Source organism: Halomonas sp. BC1 (assembly GCF_002078135.1).
Lineage (GTDB): Bacteria > Pseudomonadota > Gammaproteobacteria > Pseudomonadales > Halomonadaceae > Vreelandella > Vreelandella stevensii.
Window position 1 is genome coordinate 39,017 of sequence record NZ_LFGS01000007.1, and the last position, 17,144, is coordinate 56,160.

Here is a 17,144-nt window from a genome sequence, read left to right on the forward strand (position 1 = left end):
TCATTTTGTTCACGCATCCAGCCAGCCGTGATCGCCCTTCAATAAGCGGTAGCGCCGCTCGGGTCGCCCAACATCCCCGTAACCCAGCTCGGCGCCTACGGCCTGCTCGGCCACGAGAAACTCCAGATAGCGGCGTGCCGTCGAACGGCTGGCGCCCATGGTACGCGCCACCTGCATGGCGGTCAGGGCGCCGCTGTCTGCTGCCAAGGCTTCTACCACACGGCGCAGGGTCAAGCGGTCGATGCCCTTGGGCAAGCTGCGCTGAGGGGCGCGTGCAGGCTCGCTGGGCGTCACCCGGGCCAGCACATGGTCCAGCTCGTCCTGGTTCAGCTCGGCTCGGTTGGCCAGCGCCTCCCGTTCGCGCCGAAAACGCGCCAGCATCTGGTTCATTCTTGCCGCTTCGATGGGTTTGATCAGGTAATCGAACACCCCGCCACGCAGCGCCTCGCTGATGGTCTCCACCTCACGGGCCGCCGTCACCATGACGATATCCACGTGCACATGGTCGCGACGAATCGACCACAAAAGCTCCAGCCCTTCCACGTCGGGCAGGTAGGCATCCAGCAGAATCAGCTGTATTTGCGAGGCGTGTTCGGCCATCAGCGCTTTGGCTTCGCTGCCGTTGCGCGCCATACCCACCACATAAAAACCGTCGCTTTGCTCGATGAAGGCGCGGTGAATATCGGCGATGCGGAAATCGTCTTCGACGACCAGAATGCCGTATTGCGTCGCAGACATGCGTCATCCTCTTGTTGACTTCGTTATTATGAGTGTGAACCGTTTAGCCTGGTGGGCCGGGTTCATCGCTGCGGGCACATAGCGAGCGGTCCAGCACGGCAATGAAACAGGCGCCCCCCAGCTCGCTCTCTTCCAGGGTGATCGCGCCACCGTGCTGGCGACACAGCCGCTCCACCAGCGCCAGGCCAATGCCGCGGTGCTTGCCGGTCTTGGTCGAAAAGCCCTCCTTGAAGATCGACCCGGCGTGCTCCGCAGGGACCCCTGCCCCATTGTCTTCGACCTCGACCAACAGCTGTTCGCCCAAATCGGTGAAGAACAGCCGTACCTTGGGTTCGCTGGCGTGGGGGCCGTTCAGTGCCGCATGGCAGGCATTATCCAGCAAATTGCCCACCACGCTCATCATGACCTCTTGCCCCGTTGCGGTCAGCGGGCAGGAGAGCGAGCTTTGTTCGTCGATTTCCAGTGCCACGCCCAGTTCACGGGCGCGGGTCAGTTTACCCAGCAGCGTGCCGCTCAGCACCGCATCGGCCACATGGCGCATCAGAAAGTTCATCTGTGCCTGGGCACGCTCGGTTTCCTGATGAATCAGGGCCAGCGCCTCCTCGATGCGCTGCAACTGCAGCAGCCCGGAAATGGTGTAGAGCTTGTTGGAGAACTCGTGGGCCTGGGCGCGCAGCATGTCCACATCGCGGCTGGCCTGGGTCAGCGCCTGGGAGAGGTCGATGATTTCCCGGCGGCTACGGAAGGTCGCCACGGCGCCTTCGATCTCGCCCTCGTGAATGATGGGCACACGGTTGACCACTACCGGGTGATCCCCCAGCCACATTTCCTGGTCGAACTCCTGTTCACCGCGTCTGAGCACCTCCAGCAGGCGGGAGTTGGGCACTACCTCGCGGATGGGCTGCCCCAACAGCACGTGCTCGTCGGGCAGCTCTAAAAAGCGGCGCGCCTGCTGGTTCACCAGGGTAATGTGGCCGTCTCGATTGACCGCCAGAATACCTTCGTGAATCGATTGCAGGATGGCTTCCTTTTCCATGGCGAGACGGGCAATTTCGTAGGGTTCGAGGCCGAGAATGATCTTCTTGAGGTGCTGCGACAGCCAATAAGCGCCGGCAAACCCGAGCACGATCATCATGGCCACCAGTATCCAGCCCAGCTTGGTGTAGCGCGCCACGTCCATGTCCACGCGGTCGAGCATGAAGCCGACGGAAACCACGCCGATGATGTTGCCCTCTTCATCCCAAATCGGCGTTTTGCCGCGCATGGCGGTGCCCAGGGTGCCGGTGGCCTCGGACACGTAGGATTGACCATAGATCAGCGCTTGATCATTATCATCCCCCACCATGCGCTCGCCGATGCGCTCGGGCACCGGGTGGGAGTAGCGTATCGACTGGGCGTTGCCCACCACCACGTAGCGCGCGCCCGTTTCCTGGCGCACCCGCTCGGCCAGCGGCTGAATGAAGTGGGAGGGCTCGGGCGTGGAGAAGGCATCGACGATTTGCGGCATGGCCGCCACGGTCTTGGCGACCGCCAGCGCCCGCTCGCCCATTTGATAGGTGATAATGTCGGCTTTACGGTAGTTCAGGTAGGTCCCTTGGGCCAGCAGCATACCCGCCAGCAGCAGGCCCACCAGGATCATGACCTGTAAGCGAAAGCTGCGTTTGTACCAGCGTCGCTTGGCGCGCGTGCGACGCCAGCGCTGCAGTTCGGCCAGGGTGCGTGGGCGGGGCTCGGTCATAAGGGAACTCGTGATGCGCAAGAGCGTCATTATGGCACGCACCGCCAGGCGGCGTTAGGCTTTGCGCTTTTTCACCCAGCGGCTTATATACTCCCTGCCCACCGCAACACTCAAGGAGGAGAAAAGTGCGACACCTTTCACGCTACCTGTTACTGGCCAGCTGCCCGCTGTGGGCGGGGGCTGCCGCAGCCAACCCCTTTTATGCGCCACCGCCGCCCCAGGAAGATGCGCCCATCTTCAGCGGCGACGCCGAGCTTGGTTTCAACCAGCTCTCCGGCAATACCGACAGCCGCACGCTGATCGGCAAAACACTGCTCACTTGGCTGACCGGCGACTTCACCCACTCGTTTCGGGCAGAAGTGCGCAATGTCAGCAAGGATGGCAACACCAGCGCGGAGCAGTACCTCGTGGCGGGGCGGGAGCGCTATGACTTCAACGGCCCGCATTATCTGTTTGGGTTTGCCCGCTGGGAAAAGGACCGCTTTGCGGGCTACGATCAGCAGCTCACCGCCATTGGCGGCTATGGTCGACAGATCGTGGATGGCGAGCGCCACTATCTTTCTCTGGAAGCAGGGCCCGGCTATCGCCATGACCGGCTGCGTGACGATGAGAACGAGCGGCTGGGCGTGGCCTACTCGGCGCTGGACTACCGCTGGGAGTTCTCCCAGTTCGCGGATCTACGCCAGGAGATGTCGGTGGAGTATACCCATGAGAACACCACCTCGCGCTCGCTGTCGGCCCTCACGGCACGCCTGAATTCGCGGCTGTCGCTGCGCCTGTCTCATGAGATCAAGCGCAACTCCCAGCCCCCCGAAGAGGCCAGCGAGCGTACCGACCATACCACCAGCGCGTCGCTCCTCTACCGCTGGTAGCCTGACCGGCTACTGGCGCTGCTGCCCTCGGTGTGCCCAGGCGGTCATGCGCTTTTCCAGCAGCGAGAACAGCTCGTACATCACCATGGCCATGGCACTGATCACCAGCAGCCCGGCAAATACCAGCCCCATGCGCATCTGCGAGCCCGCGCTCATCATGAGGTAGCCAATGCCCTGGTTGGAGGCCACGGTCTCGGACACCACCGTGCCCACGAAGGCCAGCGTAATGGCGATTTTCAGCGAGGCGAAGAAGTACGGCAGCGAACGCGGCAAGCCCACCTTGAGCAGCACATCGATGCGCCGTGCGCCCAGCACTCTCAACACATCTTCCATCTCAGGCTCCAGGGTTGCCAGGCCGGTGGCCACGTTCACCACGATGGGGAAGAAGCAGATCAGAAAAGCGGTGAGTATCGCGGGCACCGAGCCGATGCCGAACCAGACCACCAGAATGGGCACGAAGGCCACCTTGGGAATGGCGTTGAACCCCACCAGCAGCGGGTAGCAGGCGTTGTACAAAAAGCGCGACGAGCCGATGATGAAGCCCAGCAACAGCCCCACGGCAACGCCCAGGCCAAAGCCAATCAACGTGGTCCAGAAGGTTTGCCAGGAGTGCTTGCCGATGGGCCCGGCGTAGGTCACCAGCGCCTGAACCGTGTCCAGCGCGCTGGGAAAAATAAAGCTGGGCACGTTGAACAGGCGTACCGTCACTTCCCAGATCACCACCAGCCCCGCCATGGCGATCCAGGGAGCCAGCCGCTCGGCCAGCTTGCGATTGTGGTTCATGGGCATTCCTTCAGGCGCTGCGCACTTCACCGATCTGGGCGCGCAGCGACTGCACCAGGTCAATGAACGGTTTCTGGTAAGTGGTTTCCAGCGCCCGAGGGCGAGGCAGTTCGATGGTGCGCCGCTCGATCACGCGCCCCGGACGACGGCTCATGACATAGACGGTGTCGGCCAGGAAAGCGGCCTCGCGTAGGTCATGGGTCACCAACACCACGGTAAAGCGCTGGGCCTCCCACAGGTCACGCAAGACGCACCAGAGCTCTTCACGGGTGAACGCATCCAGCGCGCCAAAGGGCTCGTCCAGCATCAGCAAGCGCGGCCGATGAATCAGCGCGCGACAGATGGACGCCCGCTGCTGCATGCCCCCCGACAGCTCCCAGGGGTACTTGTTTTCATGCTCGGCCAGGCCCACCGTCTCGAGCAGCGCCCGAGCCCAGCCTTTGAACTCTTCCCGGCGCTTGCGAAACTGCTTCCGATAGGGCTCGACGATTTCCAGCGGCAGCAGCACGTTGTCCAGAGTGGTACGCCAGGGCAGCAGGTTGGCATTCTGGAACGCCATGCCGGTGATTTTCAAAGGCCCGGTCACGGGCAGCCCATCCACCTGAATGCTTCCCTGCGTAGGGGCATGCAGGCCGGTACACAGCTTCATGAAAGTGGATTTGCCACATCCTGACGGCCCTACGAAGGCGACGAACTCGCCTTCGTGGATCGACAGGTCGATATCTTCGATGGCGTTGCCCGAGCCGTCGTACGCCAGGCTGACGTCATCGAAGCGGACGAACGCTGCCGACATCACTCCGCCTCCGGCAGCAGCATGCGCTCTTCTACCGGCGGCAGGTAGCGGGAGTCAAAGACCTGATCGGGGGATGGCAACGTGGGCAGATCGTAAGCATCCGCCACCAGCTGAATCGCCTGGCTCAGCCGCGCGTCATCCACACCGCCCACACCATATTCACGGGCATCGGGGGTATCCACCACGCTCTCCAACGCCAGCTTCAGGCGACGCGTTTCCATCTCGACATCGATCAGGCCGTCGCGGTTACGCACGTACTCGATGGCCGCTTCGGGGTCTGCCAGGGTCTCTCCCAGCGCACGGTTGAAGGCGCGCAGAAAACCCTGCACGGCCTCGGGATTGGCATCGGCAAAGGCATCACTGACCAGAATCGCGTTGCCGTACAGTGGGACGCCGTAGTCGGGGAACGGCATGATGGTCAGCTCGTCTTCGCTCATGCCGCGCTCTTCCAGATTGAGCAGGCTGGTGAAGTAGAAGCCGGTGATGGCATCGACATCGCCCCGGGTCAGCAGGGTTTCGCGTAGCACAGGGTCGACGTTTTGCCACGCCACCGCGTCGGTCTCCAGCCCATTGGCAGCGGCAAAGATGCCCCAGGCGCGATAGCCGGTGTCGAAGGCCGGGGCGGCGATGGTCTTGCCTGCCAGGTCAGCGGGGCTCTCGATGCCGCTCTCCTTGCGCGCAAACACCGCCGCGGGCGTGCCGTCATAAACGATATAGACGCCCTTGATGCCGGGGCCTTCCGGGTTTTCCGCAAGGAATTCGACCAGCGCGTTGAGATCGCCAAAGCCCATCTCATAGGCGCCCGAGGCCACCCGGTTCACCGCCCCTGCAGAGCCGCTTCCCGAATCGATCTGAACCTGCAGACCTTCTTCGGCGAAGTAGCCTTTTTCGGCTGCCATCAGAAACGGCGCTGCCGGGCCTTCGAAGCGCCAGTCCAGCTGGAAGCGAATCGAGGTCGTCTCGGCAGCAGCGCCGAGCGGCATCATCAGCACCGCGCCAAATAGCGCTAGCGGAAACAAAGAGGAACGGGCAGTACGGGAGCGAGTCGGCATGGCAGTGAGCACCTTGTATACAATATTGATGATGCTTTGCAGCAACGCTGCCATCTTTTGCTTTTTACTGTTCATTCATGCGCTTAGGCCTGAAAATGGATCAGTCAGCGCCCTCGAAAGCGCCAAAATGGTGCGCCGCGCATTGGCCGCGCACCATTAGAAAACATTTCTGGCCAAAGCGTTAGACTTTGGTCTAACCAGACGGTATACTGTGCTCAGTTTCCTGTCCTCGCGCCATTCATTGAATGGCGCTTTTTTTTGGTTCTGGCGGTGGCGGTGCTCGCCCCTTTGGCGACGACCGTCTGGTTCACGCTGCTGGGCGGTACCGGCATTTACTACCAATTGACCGACGTGATCGATATCACCGAGGCACTCGAAAACTTCCAGTTCGACGTGGCTACCCTCACCGTGGCCCAGGCACTGCCTGGCGGCACCTGGATGGCCATGGCCATCTTGCTGCTGACCACCATCTTCGTGGCCGCAAGCGGCTTATGCCATGGCGCGGGAGCAAGGGCTCATCGATTGATCTCGACTTACAAGCCTTGCAGCAGCCGCAGAATCACCTGCGGCTGCTGGTTGACCTGAGCCAGCATGGAGATGCCGACCTGCTGCAACAGCTGGGCACGAATCAGGTTGGAGACTTCCTGCGCGTAATCGGCGTCCTGGATGCGTGACTGGGCAGCAGAGGTGTTGATGATGTTGGTATTGAGCCCGTCGATCACGCTTTCGAAGCGGTTCTGCACGGCGCCCAGGTAGCTGCGCTGGCGGTCGACCAGCTTCATGGCTTCATCCACCACGTCCATGGGCTTGCCGGTGGCCGTGCCATCGTCCAGCACGCTAAAACCTTCCAGACCAAGCGCCTGAAGCCCCATGGCGGAAAAACGAATGCCAATCACATCCCCCGCATTGGCACCCACCTGAATGTTCAGGGTCCGATCTGCGTTGATCAGAGGAATGCCGTTGAAGTTACTCTGCTCAGTGACACGGGTGATCTCTTCCAGGCGCTGATCGATTTCCAGCTGAATAGAGGCCAAATCTTCGGAAGAGTTGGTGCCGTTGAGGGCTTGAACGCTCAGCTCACGGATACGTTGAAGGTTGTCGTTGATCTGGTTCAGCGAGCCTTCCGCCGTTTGCACCATGGAGATGCCATCGTTGGTGTTACGAATGGCCTGGGTCATGCCTCGAATCTGCGCGCCCATGCGATTGGCAATGGCCTGACCAGCGGGGTCGTCCTTGGCGCTATTGATACGCAAGCCGGAAGACAGGCGCTGCATGGAGGTCTGCATGGCCTGCTGGCTAGTACGTAAATTGTTCATCACCAGCAGCGACGTGATGTTGGTCGCAAGGCTAAGCACGGGCATGACCTCGAAAGTAAACGCGCAGGGCGCGGTTAGCGTAATTATCGGCCGCCCCCCCGAAAACGTGAGGCCTGTCGCATCAATTATGTCGGACAGGGCCCGCACTGATTAGCGAGCGCCCGCTGTCGGCTAGCACAGCATCGACTGGGCCACGCACGTAGTCGTGCTGAAAATAGCTTTCGTCCACTATCTCGCCATCCCAGGCCACGATGTCCAAATCCATGGTACGTGGCCCCGACTTGATCAGCCCACGCACGCGTCCCAGGCGATGCTCGACATCCTTCAAATAGGCCTTGAAGGCGCGCCGCTCCAGCGTGGTGCGAACCACCAGCGCAGCATTGAGAAAGTCGGGCTGCTGCTGAAAGCCAACCGGCGCCGTACGAACAGCCTCCGAGTGGGCGACCAGCTCACACTCGCTGCTCAAAATGTCCAGTGCTCGGGCAAAATGGTGCTCGGGTTCGATATTGGAACCCAGTGAAATCACGCACTCATGATGCATGGTGTCAGTCGCTCCATGTGACGACGTTGATGGCATAGCAGCATTCCATATAAAAACCGTGATGGGGTAACCAGTTCAGGACACTGTCGAACCGCCATGGCACTCCAAAAAATAGCTCACTCAGGCTTTCTACAGAGTAAACCGCCACGCATTTTGTTCAAGCTCTGTACAATTTATTGACAAACGCTGCGCTCACGCAGAGTCTTGGTGATCAAACCCCCATCATGACTCACCATACCGACAGCGAGGGACTTTTCATGCCAACACCTGCGGCACTGGTCACCGGCGGCGCCACACGACTTGGACGCCATTTTGCAGAAGCCCTGGCCGACAAAGGCTTCGATATCGCCCTGCACGTGAATAGCTCCCGAGGGGAGGCTGAAGAGGTGGCCACGGTGATTCGTCGTAAAGGGAGGGAGTGCGAGATTCTTCCCTGCGACTTTTTGAACGACTCACCGGAAACACTGATTCAACGGGCGACAGCGCGCTTTCCCGGTTTGAATGTGCTGCTCAATAGCGCCTCAGCCTATGAGCCTGCGCCCATCGCCCAGACAAACCTGGCCATGCTGGAGACCCAGTTTCGGGTCAATATGTTCACCCCGCTGCTATTGACGCGCCACTTTGCCGAGGTGGTCAAACACGGCCAGGTCATCAATATCATCGACAACAAGGTGGCTTACCATCAGTACCCTTATGCGGCCTACCTGCTATCCAAGAAAAGTCTGGCAGACATGACGCGCATGGCGGCGCTGGAGTTTGCACCTCGCCTACGCATCAATGGCATCGCCCCTGGCGTCGTGCTGCCCGCATCACAGCGCACCAGCGACTATGTTCAGTGGCGCATCGAGGGTATTCCTGCCGATCACCAGGGAAGCCCAGCGCATCTCGTACAAGCCTTGTACTACTTGCTGGACAACGACTTCGTGGTGGGCCAGGTGCTGTTCGTGGACGGCGGGGAGTCCATCAACCTGGTGGGACGTCACTCGGAGAACTACTCGGGCAGTTGAGTCAACAGCCTGCCATGAATACGACAAGGCCGCCCGGAGGCGGCCTTGTCGTTGATGCAGCGAGGATCAGACATCCTCGTCGTCGGGCTTGTGGTGCTCGGCAGCCTGGTCGGAAGGTGCCTGACCACGCCGAGGGCGATGACGGTCATCCACATCGAGCTCTGCTCGCTTGGGCTGACCGGCCGGGCTGCCATCGATGGTGAAGTCCTGTTGCATGATGCGCAGGTTGGCAGGCGGCGCTGAGCCGGACTTGTCCTGCCCGAAGTACAGGGTGGTATGCGGGAACGGAATCTCGATACCCGCCGAGTCGAAGCGCATCTTGACGAGGCGGTTGTATGCCCGGCCAACGCCCCACTGGTCACCCGGCGTGGTCTTGATGACCACACGGATATTGACCGAGCTGTCGGCCAGCGCAGTAACGCCCGCCACGGTCATGTCTGCCAGCAGCTTGTGACTGTGCTCTGGGTTGGCTTTGAGGTCTTCGAAGGCCAACTGGAGCTGGGCAATGGCATCGTCGATGTTCTCGCGGTAGGCAATACCGTATTCGCCCACGTGATTACCGTACTCACGCATGTAGTTGGAGACCGTGTCCACACTGGAGAACGGCACGATATGGTAGGTGCCGGAAAGGTCGCGAATGCCTACCGAGCGAATGCTCAGGCGTTCGGCCGTACCGGTAACGCCACCCACGGTCACCACATCGCCAGTATTCATGGCGTTTTCGACCTGGATGAAGACGCCGGTGATGACATCCTGCACCAGTCTCTGGGCACCGAAACCGATCGCCAGACCCAGCACACCGGCACCGGCAATCAGCGGCCCGATGTTGATGCCGATCTCCGACAGAACGATCATGCCGGTAATGGTCACCATGGCAATGGCCAGTGCATTACGGAACAGGCTAAGCAACGTCTTGGCACGCGCCGAGGGCTCCCCGTCGCCCGTCTCGGGGTTCAGCTTGTGCTCGATCAGGCTGGCCAGCCCCAGCCATACGCCCAGCGATACGATCAGAATGACCGCCACACTGATCAGGTTGCCCACCAGGTTGGCACCGCGCTCGGAGGCGTACCAGGCAGCGAGATTGAACGCTCCCCAGGCATCCAGCACCACCATGATCACAGCCACGACAATGATGGTGCGCAGCACGCGCAGGGCATTGGGCACATAGCTGTTCAAGCGCGCTTCCAGCAGCGGCAGCTTGCGACGCAGGTGATCCGACAGCTGAATACGGCGGCCGATGGTTTGGGTGAGGAAGGTGGACAGCAGCAGCCCCACCACCACCGCCACCAGCGTTTTCAGCGTGGCCATGAGCACGAAGGGCAGCGCATCGCCCGGGCGGGTCAGGGTCAGTACGAACACCATCAGGAAGTAGAGCAGAGCAAACAGGTGCCACGTACGAGCGAACAGGTGCAGCGAGACACGACTGGCCATCAGCGTCGAACGGTCGCCCATCAGGTTCAGGTTATTCCGCAGTCGAACACGGTTCTTCAGCACCACCGCCACGGCATAGACGAAGGCCAGCAGCATGATGAAGGTGCCCACGGCCTGCCCCAAGGTCGGGGCCAGGTAATAGTTGACCAGCGGTACGACCACCATCAGGCCATAGCCCACCATACCGATCAGGCGGGCGATCCAGCGATTCCAATAGGAGGCTTCCTGGGCAGAAATATGCAGCAGCCGCAGTCCCTCATAGCGGGAGGAGAACAGCATGCGCACTGCCGCCTTGAGCAGCTCGATGATCAGGAACGCGTTCAGGAACAGCGAGGCCCGGGTAGACAGCTCGCCCGCTTCGCCCACCGCAAACGTGGCGATCAGATTGCCGCCCACGTAGGCCAGCGCCACCAGCAGCACATCTACTACCGCGGCAAGCGCCACGCATAGCACGAGACGCAGCACCGGGGTCAGGCTGCCACCGGCCAACGACCAGGCACTGAGCTTGGTAAACAGCGTCTTGGCGAGACGACGGAAGGTAAAGAACAGGGCAAACGTGGCAATGATGACAATGCCGAGATTGATCGCGGCATTGGTGAAGTCGGCCATATTGAAGGTGCCGACCCCCTGCCCCGTGAACAGGTTGCCGACGATCGAGACGGCCTGCTCTAGCTGCCCACCCACATCGCTCACCGTGCGGCTGGTCAACTCTGCCAGCTGGCGCGGCAGCGAGACGTCTTCAGGAGAGACATTGCCACCGGCAGCCGCGGCTTCCGGGGAGAGCTCGTTGGCCAGTGCGGGGGGTAGCGCCGATGCCTGATGGCGCAGCAGCTCGATCAGCTCCTGGCGAGCCTGCTCATCTTCCAGCAAGTCCGCCAGCGCAGAATACGAGGGCGGCTGCTCGGCACTCGTATTCGACGCTTCATTGTCAGCGCCTAGCGTGGTTTGCGCCATGGCTGGCCCGGCCAGCAAGGCGAACAGCGTCAGCATCCAGACGCCTAGCCAAGGTAGTAAACGTAGTGACGTCACACCATAACCTCCCTTTGGGTGAGTTTTTGCGATCCTGCGACTTGCCAAGAACCTGTCTATGCGTGCCCGCACAGACACGTCCACACAGACACGTCCACACAGAATAGTGCATCCATCAGGAATGCAAACCTGACATAACATACGCTAGGGTAACATGCCTGACTGCCAGAGAGGTTATCGCGACTGCTTTCGGTGCACCAACGAAAACACCCTCGCGCAGTTTTCAGGCAATCGCATAGCAGTGCCTTATTGGCAGTAAGGGGCCAGCCACTGCTGGGCCATGACGATCAACAGCGCATAGCGCGCGCCCTTGGCCAGCACGATCCAGAGCAGCGCCCGCCACCAGGCCAACCGCATGACGCCGGCCAGGACGGTGAGCGGGTCGCCCACCACCGGTAACCACGAGAACAGCAGGCTGTACTCACCAAAGCGATGGTACCAACGCTCTGCGCGGGCCAACCCTTGCGGTGATGCAGGGAACCAGCGACGGTCCTGAAACTGGCGGGCATAGCGGCCCATGGCCACGTTGATCACGCTGCCCAGCGTATTGCCCGCCGTGGCGACCAGCCACAACCCCAGCGCGGGCTCACCCAGGCACCAGAGCCTGGCCAGCCACACTTCAGAGCCGCCCGGCAGTAGTGTGGCACTGGCTAGTGCCACCCAAAACAGACTAAACATGAGCAATCATCGGCAATTAACGAGGCCGCTGGCCACCCATTTGCAGGGTGATGTCGTCGGCCGTGCGACGCACCAGCGCCCCCAACGCCAGCAGGCGATCTTCTGGAATGCGCGCCATGGGCCCGGAAACGGAAATGGCCGCCAAGGGGGTGGCGTGCTCATCGAAAATACACGCGGCCACGCAGTGCAGGCCAATGGCGTGCTCTTCACGGTCACAGGCAAAGCCCTGGGCACGAATGGCGGCCATTTCCGCCAACAGCGAATCGACCTGATAGCGCGTGTTTTCCGTGACGCGCGCCAGCTCATACCCACCCGCCAACAGCGCGTCGCGCTCCTCCTCGCTCATCCAGGCCAGCAGCGCCTTGCCTACCCCAGAGGCGTGCAGCGGTGCCCGCGACCCCAGCCGCGTGATCATGCGCATCATTTGCGGCGATTCGTTCTGGGCCAAAAACACCGCCGTGGCGCCATCGCGAATGCCCAGGTTGGCCGTTTCGCCGGTCTCTGCCGTCAGGCGGCGCAAAAACGGACGGCTTTTCGCCACCACGTCGCGGGCTTCCAGAAAGCTGTTGCCGATGCGGAAGGTTTTCACGTCGATGCGCCACAGGCCTTGCTCGCTCTCCTGGGTGACGAACCCCTGGCTTTGCAGTGCCTGGAGTAGCCGGTGGGTCGTGGAAGGTGCCAGGTCCGCTTGCTCGGAAAGCTCCGAGAGCGCCATCCCCAGCGGGCTGGCCGCCAGGTATTCGAGCAGCGTGAGGCCGCGTACCAACGATTGGCTATGCCCGCCGCTGGCTTTGGTGGCTCCCGCCGGACGTCCGACTGACCTGCGCTTTACTTCACTCACCTGGCACTCTCCTGAGGGCGCGTTAACATTCATAAATCAGCAGGATAACTCGCCCCGGCAGCCATGTCGCGTTTACGGAAACAAATTCCACCAATGGATCGCTAGCGGTGCCGCCAGACCGGCGGGCGTTTCTCGATAAACGCATCGATGCCCTCGGCCACGTCCTCAGCCAGCATGTTGCAGGCCATGGTGTCTCCGGCAAAGGCGTAGGCTTCTCCCAAAGGCATCGCCACGGCGAGCGAACAGCACCTGGTAATAGGCCTGCTCGGAGTGGGCGCGCATCTGCTTCAAATCATGCCCCGCGCAGCAGGCAGTCGTCGAGGGAAGCAATGTGTGAAGAGGGCATGGCAGGCTCCTGAGCAAAACGTGCTGCTCAGCCTAGCTGCCCGCCCGACGTGCTGATCGCTCACGACGGCCAAAGTGGCCTCTTGCAGGGCAAGCGGCCACGGGGTTGGGTTACGCTTTGTCGTGGGCCGCCTGGCGAGGGTTGTAGCCCAGCGGATGGGGTTCACCGCGGGCCTTGGCCAGCTCGATCTGGCGCTGGCGTTCGCGGGCGGCGGCGCGGGTCTTCTCGGGCAGCGAGTCGATGCAGTGCGGGCAGCTGATGCCGGGCTCGTAGGCCGACGACTGCATCTCTTCCTGAGAGATCGGCATGCGACATGCGTGGCACTGCTCGTGCTCGCCCTCGGTGAGATCATGGCGCACGGTGACGCGGTTATCGAACACGAAGCACTCGCCGCGCCACAGCGACTGCTCTTCCGGCACCTTTTCCAGGTAATTGAGCACGCCGCCCTTCAGGTGGTACACCTCTTCGAAGCCCTCTTTCAGCATGAAGCTGGAGGCTTTCTCGCAGCGAATACCGCCGGTGCAGAACATCGCCACTTTCTTGTGCTGCTCCGGGTTGTAGTGTTGGCGCACGTACTCGGGAAACTCGCGGAAGGTGGTGGTCTTGGGGTCGACCGCGCCTTCGAAGCTGCCAATCGCCACTTCGTAGTCGTTACGGGTATCGATCACCAGCACTTCCGGGTCGGAGATCACGTCGTTCCAGTTTTCCGGCTCGACGTAAGTGCCCACGGTGTCGTTGGGGTCGATGCCCGGCACGCCCAGCGTCACGATCTCCTTTTTCAGCTTCACCTTGGTGCGGTAGAACGGCGGCTCGTCGCAGAACGACTCTTTATGGTCGATATCGGCCAGGCGCGGGTCGGCGGTCAGCCAGGCCAGCAGCGCATCGATGCCTTCACGGCTGCCTGCCACGGTGCCGTTGATGCCCTCTTCGGCCAACAGCAGCGTGCCTTTGACGCCGTTGGCCAGCATAGTCTGGTGCAGCGGCTCGCGCAGCGCTTCGAAGTCGTTCAGAGTGACAAATTTGTACAGCGCCGCCACCACGATGGGCGGTGTGGAAGTAGGGGTCGTCATGCAGTGCTCCTGGTAGTCGCCCTCGTAAAGGGCGGACCGGGTGAATAAACCCGCGCATGATAGCAAAAAGCGCGCCGCGCGTGCATCTGCACGCGCCTGCCAGCCACCCTCCTGACGGCCCTCAATCGTCGATTATTTCAACGCCATCATTGAGAAAGCTTCACCCCACGCAGGGCGCTCTCGAACGTATAGTAGGCAACATAGAGTAGGCAACAACCTGACTGAATAACGAGGTACCGTTCATGAAGATTCGTCGTTCCAACGAGCGCGGCTATGCAGACCACGGCTGGCTGCGCTCGTACCACACCTTTTCGTTTGCCAATTACATGGACCCGGAGCACATGGGCTTTCGCGCCCTGCGGGTGATCAACGAAGACCGGGTCGCCCCGGGCCACGGCTTTGGCGCCCACCCCCACCGGGATATGGAGATCATCTCCTACGTGCTCGAAGGTGAGATGGAGCACAAGGACAACATGGGCAACGGCGAGGTCATGCGCCCCGGCGACGTACAGCGCATGTCAGCGGGCACAGGGGTAGTGCATAGCGAGTTCAACCACTCCCAGCAAAACGGCCTGCACTTTTTACAGATATGGATCCAGCCAGCCCAGCGGGGCATCGCGCCCAGCTACGAGCAGAAGGCATTCCCCACGGCCGAACGCCAAGGCCAATGGCGCCTGGTCGCGTCGCAGAGCGGCCGAGAAGGATCAGTGAGCGTCAATCAGGACGTCAATCTGTACGCCAGCCTGGTGAGCGCGGGTGATCAGCTGGCGGCGCCGCCCTCCCGTTATGCCTGGCTGCATGTGGTGAAAGGGGCCATCGAGGTGAACGGAGAAACCCTGCGCACCGGCGACGCGGTGGCTTTCAACCCAGGCGAGGACTTTGCAGTGGCAGGCAGCGAGGCCAGTGAAGTCCTGCTGTTCGACCTGGCCTGATACGCAAAACGGCCCTTTCGGGCCGTTTTATGACGCTGCGCGGGTCGGTAATATCAGCTGTTCTGCGCCGAGTAGAGAACGCGAATCTTCAGCGTGTGCTCTACCTGCTTCAATGCCTCCAGCGCCTGCGGGCCGTAGGCCTTGTCGACGTCGATGACCACGTAGCCAACCTTGTCGTTGGTCTGCAGGTACTGACCGGAGATATTGATGCCGTTTTCCGACAGCACGCGGTTGATCTGCGACAGCACACCGGGCACGTTGTCGTGGATGTGCAGCAGGCGGTGCTTGTCCGGGTGGGCAGGCAGCGCCACTTCGGGGAAGTTGACCGACGTCACCGTGGTGCCGTTATCCGAGTAGGTGATCAGCTTCTCGGATACTTCGATACCGATGTTCTCCTGCGCTTCCAGCGTCGAGCCGCCGATATGCGGCGTCAGGATCACGTTGTGCAGGCCACGCAGCGGGCTCTGGAACTCTTCATCGTTGCCCTTCGGCTCGACCGGGAAGACGTCGATGGCGGCACCGTTCAGCTTGCCAGCCTTCACGGCGTCGGCCAGCGCTTCGATCTCGACCACGCTGCCACGGGCGGCGTTGATCAGGATCGCGCCATCCTTCATGGCGGCGATTTCCTTCGCCCCCATCATCCAGCGGGTAGAGGGCAGGTCCGGCACGTGCAGGCTGACCACGTCCGAACGACCCAGCAACTCCTCCAGGCTGGCGACCTGGCTGGCGTTGCCCATACCCAGCTTGGTGATCACATCGTAGTAGATCACGTTGAAGCCCAGTGACTCCGCCAGCACCGACAGCTGAGCACCAATGCTGCCATAGCCCACGATACCTAGCGTCTTGCCGCGCGCCTCATGGGAGTTCTTGGCTGATTTCAACCAGCCCCCTTGGTGCGCCAGCGCGTTTTTCTCGGGAATGCCGCGTAGCAGCATGATGGCTTCCGCCAGCACCAGCTCGGCCACCGAGCGAGTGTTGGAATACGGCGCATTGAAGACCGCGATACCGCGCTTGAGCGCCGCATCCAGGTCGACCTGATTGGTCCCGATACAGAAACAGCCCACGCTGACCAGTTTCTCGGCGGCATCGAACACGCGCTCCGTCAACTGCGTCCGGGAGCGAATGCCGAGGAAGTGAACATCACGGATCTTCTCGATCAGTGCCTCTTCATCCAGCGATGTAGAGAGAGACTCGATGTTTTCGTAACCCGCGTTGTGAAAATTGTCCACCGCGCTTTGGTGGACGCCCTCGAGTAGCAGGATCTTGATCTTGCTCTTTTCCAGGGACGTTTTGGCCATGGCTGAATCAACCTCTATGGTCGGCGGCAGGCGCCGTGTATCGGTTCACGGAAGGCCCGTATGGTAGCACAGCCCCCGCCTTTCTTAGCGCTCCCGGATGATGAAAAGTCTGCGTTTTGAAGATGAACCCGGCACACGTCGAGGAATCCCGCCAGCGGGAGGCAGACGCCACCCCCTTGCCTCGGTGTATACTGTGCGTTTATTTGACTGGCATCCGGCCACTTTCGCCGCCCGCACCGAGCACTGGGCCCACGACAAACGGTAGGCATTGACCATGAGCACCCCTCCCCAAGATTTTGCTGCCACGGTGACCGAGCTTGAAACCATCGTGGAACGCCTGGAGTCAGGCGAACTCTCACTGGAAGATGCCCTGACCGCCTTCGAGCAGGGCGTGCGGCTCACCCGCGATGCCCAGCAGCGCCTCGACAGTGCCGAGCTGAAAGTGCGCGCGCTCAGCGAAGCCGCCGAAGGCAAGCTGGACGTGGCTCCCTTCCATGCTGCACCAGAGCCGTCAGCTGCTCAGGGACACGACGACAGCGAGGAAACGCCCCCATGGTAACGGCCCACGACACACCGCTGGTCACGCTGCGCCGCGCCAGCAACGCCCGCGTCGATGCCACCCTGGCGGCGCTGTTCGAGTCTCGGCCCGCCGTCGAGGCGCGCCTGGAAGCAGCCATGC

Annotated in this window: 16 protein-coding genes and 2 pseudogenes; 5 read left to right on the top strand and 13 right to left on the bottom strand. The window is 61.4% G+C overall.

The genetic code is table 11. The features are described 5' to 3' along the window. Positions 1–9: 9 nt before the first annotated feature. Both B7L72_RS06860 and B7L72_RS06865 read right to left on the bottom strand, forming a co-directional pair. Positions 10–738, bottom strand: coding sequence for a response regulator (locus B7L72_RS06860; protein ID WP_039178626.1), 729 nt, complete (start codon positions 736–738; stop codon positions 10–12). A gap of 43 nt (positions 739–781) precedes the next feature. Beyond that, positions 782–2,476, bottom strand: coding sequence for an ATP-binding protein (locus tag B7L72_RS06865; RefSeq protein WP_016915376.1), 1,695 nt, complete (start codon positions 2,474–2,476; stop codon positions 782–784). A gap of 125 nt (positions 2,477–2,601) precedes the next feature. On the opposite strand from B7L72_RS06865, the gene B7L72_RS06870 reads away from it, so the two are divergent. Further along, on the top strand, positions 2,602–3,348 hold the full coding sequence (locus tag B7L72_RS06870; protein ID WP_081135913.1) for a DUF481 domain-containing protein: 747 nt from the start codon (positions 2,602–2,604) through the stop codon (positions 3,346–3,348). 9 nt (positions 3,349–3,357) lie between these two features. On the opposite strand, the gene B7L72_RS06875 is transcribed toward B7L72_RS06870, so the two are convergent. From B7L72_RS06875 to B7L72_RS06885, 3 genes are read right to left on the bottom strand one after another with little or no spacing between them, the layout of a single operon-like run. Then, a complete protein-coding gene (locus B7L72_RS06875) occupies positions 3,358–4,131 on the bottom strand; it encodes an ABC transporter permease (protein WP_016915378.1) in 774 nt (257 codons plus the stop codon). A 10-nt stretch (positions 4,132–4,141) separates the two neighbouring features. Beyond that, a complete protein-coding gene (locus B7L72_RS06880) occupies positions 4,142–4,924 on the bottom strand; it encodes an ABC transporter ATP-binding protein (protein WP_081135912.1) in 783 nt (260 codons plus the stop codon). Then, a complete protein-coding gene (locus tag B7L72_RS06885) occupies positions 4,924–5,976 on the bottom strand; it encodes an ABC transporter substrate-binding protein (RefSeq protein ID WP_254893771.1) in 1,053 nt (350 codons plus the stop codon). Before B7L72_RS06885 ends, B7L72_RS06880 begins: the two co-directional genes overlap by 1 nt. Positions 5,977–6,234: 258 nt before the next feature. Here B7L72_RS06885 and B7L72_RS06890 point away from each other — a divergent pair. Beyond that, positions 6,235–6,465 (top strand): annotated as a pseudogene (locus tag B7L72_RS06890) (BCCT family transporter); the annotation flags it as partial. Between the two features lie 44 nt (positions 6,466–6,509). Here B7L72_RS06890 and B7L72_RS06895 read toward each other — a convergent pair. Together B7L72_RS06895 and folK are read right to left on the bottom strand one after the other, a co-directional pair. Continuing rightward, entirely contained in the window at positions 6,510–7,331 is an 822-nt protein-coding gene (locus tag B7L72_RS06895; RefSeq protein ID WP_081136028.1) for a flagellin N-terminal helical domain-containing protein, read from the bottom strand. An 82-nt stretch (positions 7,332–7,413) separates the two neighbouring features. After that, a complete protein-coding gene (folK, locus tag B7L72_RS06900; RefSeq protein ID WP_081135911.1) occupies positions 7,414–7,833 on the bottom strand; it encodes a 2-amino-4-hydroxy-6-hydroxymethyldihydropteridine diphosphokinase in 420 nt (139 codons plus the stop codon). A 257-nt stretch (positions 7,834–8,090) separates the two neighbouring features. On the opposite strand from folK, the gene B7L72_RS06905 reads away from it, so the two are divergent. After that, positions 8,091–8,840 carry an SDR family oxidoreductase gene (locus B7L72_RS06905; protein ID WP_081193404.1) on the top strand — a complete coding sequence of 250 codons (750 nt, stop codon included), beginning with the start codon at positions 8,091–8,093 and terminating at the stop codon, positions 8,838–8,840. Positions 8,841–8,906: 66 nt separating this feature from the next. Here B7L72_RS06905 and ybiO read toward each other — a convergent pair whose 3' ends face one another. The 5 genes and pseudogenes from ybiO to trhO all read right to left on the bottom strand — a co-directional run bounded on the left by ybiO (position 8,907) and on the right by trhO (position 14,235). Next, the gene (ybiO, locus tag B7L72_RS06910) at positions 8,907–11,261 is read right to left on the bottom strand and encodes a mechanosensitive channel protein (protein WP_081193406.1); all 2,355 of its coding nucleotides are present in this window, start codon (positions 11,259–11,261) and stop codon (positions 8,907–8,909) included. A 285-nt stretch (positions 11,262–11,546) separates the two neighbouring features. Continuing rightward, the gene (locus B7L72_RS06915; protein WP_081135907.1) at positions 11,547–11,978 is read right to left on the bottom strand and encodes a YqaA family protein; all 432 of its coding nucleotides are present in this window, start codon (positions 11,976–11,978) and stop codon (positions 11,547–11,549) included. Positions 11,979–11,994: 16 nt separating this feature from the next. After that, on the bottom strand, positions 11,995–12,819 hold the full coding sequence (locus tag B7L72_RS06920) for an IclR family transcriptional regulator domain-containing protein (RefSeq protein ID WP_081193408.1): 825 nt from the start codon (positions 12,817–12,819) through the stop codon (positions 11,995–11,997). Between the two features lie 101 nt (positions 12,820–12,920). Next, a pseudogene (locus tag B7L72_RS18185) lies at positions 12,921–13,052 on the bottom strand (enoyl-CoA hydratase); the annotation flags it as partial. A gap of 223 nt (positions 13,053–13,275) precedes the next feature. Beyond that, a complete protein-coding gene (gene trhO / locus B7L72_RS06925; RefSeq protein ID WP_081193410.1) occupies positions 13,276–14,235 on the bottom strand; it encodes an oxygen-dependent tRNA uridine(34) hydroxylase TrhO in 960 nt (319 codons plus the stop codon). Between the two features lie 242 nt (positions 14,236–14,477). Here trhO and B7L72_RS06930 point away from each other — a divergent pair, with 242 nt between their 5' ends. Continuing rightward, positions 14,478–15,167, top strand: a complete 690-nt coding sequence (locus B7L72_RS06930) for a pirin family protein (RefSeq protein ID WP_081135902.1) — start codon at positions 14,478–14,480, stop codon at positions 15,165–15,167. A 53-nt stretch (positions 15,168–15,220) separates the two neighbouring features. On the opposite strand, the gene serA is transcribed toward B7L72_RS06930, so the two are convergent. Beyond that, complete coding sequence (gene serA / locus B7L72_RS06935; protein WP_081193412.1) at positions 15,221–16,465, bottom strand: phosphoglycerate dehydrogenase; 1,245 nt, start codon at positions 16,463–16,465, stop codon at positions 15,221–15,223. A 274-nt stretch (positions 16,466–16,739) separates the two neighbouring features. On the opposite strand from serA, the gene B7L72_RS06940 reads away from it, so the two are divergent. Then, positions 16,740–17,024, top strand: coding sequence for an exodeoxyribonuclease VII small subunit (locus B7L72_RS06940; RefSeq protein ID WP_081193414.1), 285 nt, complete (start codon positions 16,740–16,742; stop codon positions 17,022–17,024). Positions 17,025–17,144 lie beyond the last annotated feature (120 nt).

Coding starts and splice junctions, on each gene's coding strand:
- B7L72_RS06940 (WP_081193414.1), top strand. CDS start 16,740: ATGAGCACCCCTCCCCAAGATTTTGCTGCCACGGTGACCGAGCTTGAA.
- ybiO (WP_081193406.1), bottom strand. CDS start 11,261: ATGCTGACGCTGTTCGCCTTGCTGGCCGGGCCAGCCATGGCGCAAACC.
- B7L72_RS06930 (WP_081135902.1), top strand. CDS start 14,478: ATGAAGATTCGTCGTTCCAACGAGCGCGGCTATGCAGACCACGGCTGG.
- trhO (WP_081193410.1), bottom strand. CDS start 14,235: ATGACGACCCCTACTTCCACACCGCCCATCGTGGTGGCGGCGCTGTAC.
- B7L72_RS06905 (WP_081193404.1), top strand. CDS start 8,091: ATGCCAACACCTGCGGCACTGGTCACCGGCGGCGCCACACGACTTGGA.
- B7L72_RS06885 (WP_254893771.1), bottom strand. CDS start 5,976: ATGCCGACTCGCTCCCGTACTGCCCGTTCCTCTTTGTTTCCGCTAGCG.
- B7L72_RS06875 (WP_016915378.1), bottom strand. CDS start 4,131: ATGAACCACAATCGCAAGCTGGCCGAGCGGCTGGCTCCCTGGATCGCC.
- folK (WP_081135911.1), bottom strand. CDS start 7,833: ATGCATCATGAGTGCGTGATTTCACTGGGTTCCAATATCGAACCCGAG.
- serA (WP_081193412.1), bottom strand. CDS start 16,465: ATGGCCAAAACGTCCCTGGAAAAGAGCAAGATCAAGATCCTGCTACTC.
- B7L72_RS06865 (WP_016915376.1), bottom strand. CDS start 2,476: ATGACCGAGCCCCGCCCACGCACCCTGGCCGAACTGCAGCGCTGGCGT.
- B7L72_RS06880 (WP_081135912.1), bottom strand. CDS start 4,924: ATGTCGGCAGCGTTCGTCCGCTTCGATGACGTCAGCCTGGCGTACGAC.
- B7L72_RS06915 (WP_081135907.1), bottom strand. CDS start 11,978: ATGTTTAGTCTGTTTTGGGTGGCACTAGCCAGTGCCACACTACTGCCG.
- B7L72_RS06860 (WP_039178626.1), bottom strand. CDS start 738: ATGTCTGCGACGCAATACGGCATTCTGGTCGTCGAAGACGATTTCCGC.